Annotated in this window: 2 protein-coding genes; both read right to left on the reverse strand. The window is 65.9% G+C overall.

The window, feature by feature from the left end; genetic code table 11:
• Window positions 1-274: 274 nt before the first annotated feature.
• Window positions 275-2,497: a thioredoxin domain-containing protein gene (locus VNK82_00235; protein ID HXE89370.1), complete on the reverse strand. Its 2,223-nt coding sequence runs from the start codon at window positions 2,495-2,497 to the stop codon at window positions 275-277.
• 193 nt (window positions 2,498-2,690) lie between these two features.
• Window positions 2,691-3,421, reverse strand: a 731-nt coding sequence (locus VNK82_00240) for a M20/M25/M40 family metallo-hydrolase (protein ID HXE89371.1), incomplete at its 5' end; no start/stop codon positions are given.

A 3,421-nucleotide genomic window follows, 5' to 3' on the forward strand; every position in this document is an offset into this window, starting at 1 on the left:
GATCCACCGCAGCGTGATTCACAACGTGGAACCCCAGAGTCCTTGGTCCTCAACTTCTCTGGCCCTCACCACGGTGCTCACGCACCGAAGGACGTCGTGTCCCTTGACAACGCCTTCGCTGTTATCGAGGGGCACCCTCGCGCCGAACTTCGCGACTCGCGTGACGCCTGCTTCCTGCCTTGCCTAACCTCTCGCTTCCACTGTGGTTACCTTCCGGACAAGAAGACCGAACCCCGACCTTCAAGAATCCGCGCCCATCCGCGTTCATCCGCGGCTAGGCCTTTGTTGCAGCCAGTGTCTCCTCCAGCGCCCGCGTGAGTTGGTCGGGTTCGAAGATGGGCGCACGGCAGGTGAAGCCCGCGCAGATCACCGCCGCCGACTTGCCTTCGCGCACCGCCGGCAGGTTGGGGATGGTCTCGGCCAGGGCGGGCGGCAGGTTCTGCGGCGCGATCTCGCTGTCGGTCAGGTGCAACGCCACCTTATTCAGCGCGAAGGGTCGCACGGCGGCGTCGTAGAGCTTTTGCGCCAGTTCGTCGTTGCCCACTACCACCACGTGCAGCGGCGGATTCGCGAACCACACCGCCGCGATGCCGTAAGTTCCGGCGAACATGCCGAACTGCGGCGCCAGGCCCGCGAAGACCTCAAGCGTCTGTTCGGCCTTTTCCCGCAGCGATTCGTCATGCGTGTAGCCGTAGAGACGCATCAGCGCGATGACCGCAGCCGAGTTGCCGGCGGGCGTGGGCGAATCCTGGAAAGGTTTGCGTCGCGCGGCCAGCGCGCCCAGTGCCCCGTCGCCGGACGCGGTTTCGGAACCAGCGGCGAGCGCCTGTGGCGCATCCCCGGCCGAGTAAGGTCGCTCGGTGTCGAAAAAGCCGCCCGACATCGGATCGTAGAACTTCGCGATCATGGCCTCTGCGATGTGCTGCGCGAAGGTGAAGTAGCTGAGCGCTGCGGTGGCTTCGTAGGCGTCCAGACACGCGCACACGGTGAAGGCGTAGTCGTCGAGCAGCCCGCGCACCGGGCTCCGCCTCGGTGTTGCTGCTGGGTGCGGGCCGCCGGCTGCAGGCTGAGCTTCGGAGTACGCAATCACGTGCCGCAGTCCCTGCTTGGCGTCCCATCCTTCCGCCAGGATGCGGTCGAGCGAGCGCAGCGCGAAGCGCCGCGCTTCCGGCAGATTGAGTACGCGCGCCGCTTCCAGATACGCCGAAACACACAGCGCGTTCCAGTTGACGTAGACGGTCTTATCCACGTAGGGCGTGGGACGCTGCAGGCGCGCGGCCAGCATCTTCTTCTTTGCCGAATCGAGCAGCGCCTCGACGCGCTCCGTCTGCGTGCCCAGGCGGACGGCGATCTCCGCCGGCGTGGCGTGCACGAAGAGCACGTTCTTCGCCGGGTTGTGATGCATCTCGCCGACCTCGGCCAGGTCGTAGTGATGGATGACGGCTTCCAGTTCGTCCGCCGTCAGCACCGCGCGGGCTTCCTCCTGCGTCCAGGTGAAGTAATCGCCGTCGTCGTCGAGCGAGTAGTCGGCGTCCTGCGAGGCGTAGAAGCCGCCGTGCCTGTGGTCGCTGAGCCATTCGTCCATCCAGCGCAGAATGTCGCGCGCCACGGCGGCGAAGAACGCGTTGCCGGTCGCCTGGTATCCGTGGACGTAGTTCTTGAGCAGCTCGGAGTTGTCGTAGGACATCTTCTCGAAGTGCGGCACCACCCAGCGCTCGTCCACCGAGTAGCGATGGAATCCGCCGGCAAGCTGGTCGTAGACGCCGCCGCGCGCCATCTTCTCCAGCGTAGTGTCGGCGACCGTGCGCAGGTAGCTTTCGCGGGTGCGCGCGTAGCGGTCGAGGATGAGGTCCATCACTGCAGGATGCGGAAACTTGGGTGCCTGGCCGAAGCCGCCGTGGCGCAGGTCGAACATCTGCACGGCGGACTGCACGATGCTTTCGATGATGCGCGGCGAGAACTCCGCCGAGCGCCCGGTGAAGGCTTCCGCCTGGCCGATGGCGGTCATCACGCTGGCGGCGGATTGCAGCACGTGGTCGCGCTTCTCGCGCCAGGCCCCGGCGATGGCTTCCAGCACGCGCCGGAAGCCCGGGCGCCCGTACTGGTCCTCGGGCGGAAAGTACGTCCCGCCGTAGAACGGCCGGCCGTCCGGCGTGAGGAACGCCGTGAGCGGCCAGCCCCCCTGCCCGCTGATGGCGCTGACAGCCGCCTGGTAGCGGCTGTCTACGTCCGGCCGCTCGTCGCGATCCACCTTGACGGCGATGAAGTGTTCGTTCACCACCTCGGCGATCTTCGGGTTCTCATAACTTTCCCGATCCATCACATGACACCAATGGCACCAGACGGCGCCGATGTCGAGGAGGACGGGCTTGTTCTCGCGCTGGGCGGCGGCGAAGGCCTCCGGTCCCCATTCGTGCCAGCGGATGGGCTGGTGCATGGCGGACCGCAGGTAGGAAGAAGACGCAGCGGCGAGGGCGTTGGTGGTTTCCGAAGACATGCAGAGCCAGTCTAGCACTAGGAGAGCAAGCACTCAGCACACAGCACTCAGCAATCAGGAAAGGCAATAAGCGATAAGCGATAAGCGATAAGCGGTAGAGTTTCGCAGGCGGCCAGCAAGAAAAACAGATTCTTCACTTCCCATGGCGGGCGAAGAAAGACAGCTCAGATTCAAGACTTCCCGGCAGGAGCAATCAGTCGGCGGCGAGGAGGCGGCGGGCGATGGAGCAGTAGAGAGAGACGGCGTCGTGGAGCTGCTGCTTTTCGATGGATTCGCGCTCGGTGTGGGCGACATGGATGGAGCCGGGGCCAATGAGCAGCGGCCGGCCCCAATTGGAGAGCGCGGGGATGTCGGTAGTGAAGGCGGCCACCATGGTGGGAACGCCGTCGACGGCGTGCAGGCGGACGAAAGGAATCTCGAGCCCGAACTCGACGCGGGCGAGGTCGCCGACGGCGGCGACGATCTGTTGCTTGAGCTCTTCGGTGGGGCCGATGAGGCGATAGAGCAGGTGGGCGCGGGCGTGGTCGGGGATGACGTTGGGAGCGCGTCCGCCTTCGAGCAGTCCAATGTTGAAGGTGGTGGGACCGAGTTCCGGGTCGGAGGGCAGAGGCATGGCCAGCAGGCGGTCAAGAGCGCGCACGAGCTTCTCCGTGGCGGACTCACCGAGATGGGGATAGGCGGAGTGGGCCATGCGGCCGCGGGCGACGATCTCGACACGCAGCGCACCCTTCGAGGCGATGGCGACTTTGTTCTCGGTGGGCTCGCCGTTGATGAGAAAACGGACGCCCGGCGAGCGCTGGTTGGCGACGCGGGCGCCGAGACTGTCGCGTTCCTCGCCGACCAGGAAGAGCAGCCCGGCGGCGAGGCCCTCGCTGCGCAAGCGTTGGGCGGCGGCGATCTGGGCGGCGATGATGCCCTTGGCGT

It is taken from the genome of Terriglobales bacterium, from assembly GCA_035573675.1.
Taxonomy (GTDB): Bacteria; Acidobacteriota; Terriglobia; order Terriglobales; family Acidobacteriaceae; genus DATMAB01.

Coding starts and splice junctions, on each gene's coding strand:
- VNK82_00235 (HXE89370.1), bottom strand. CDS start 2,497: ATGTCTTCGGAAACCACCAACGCCCTCGCCGCTGCGTCTTCTTCCTAC.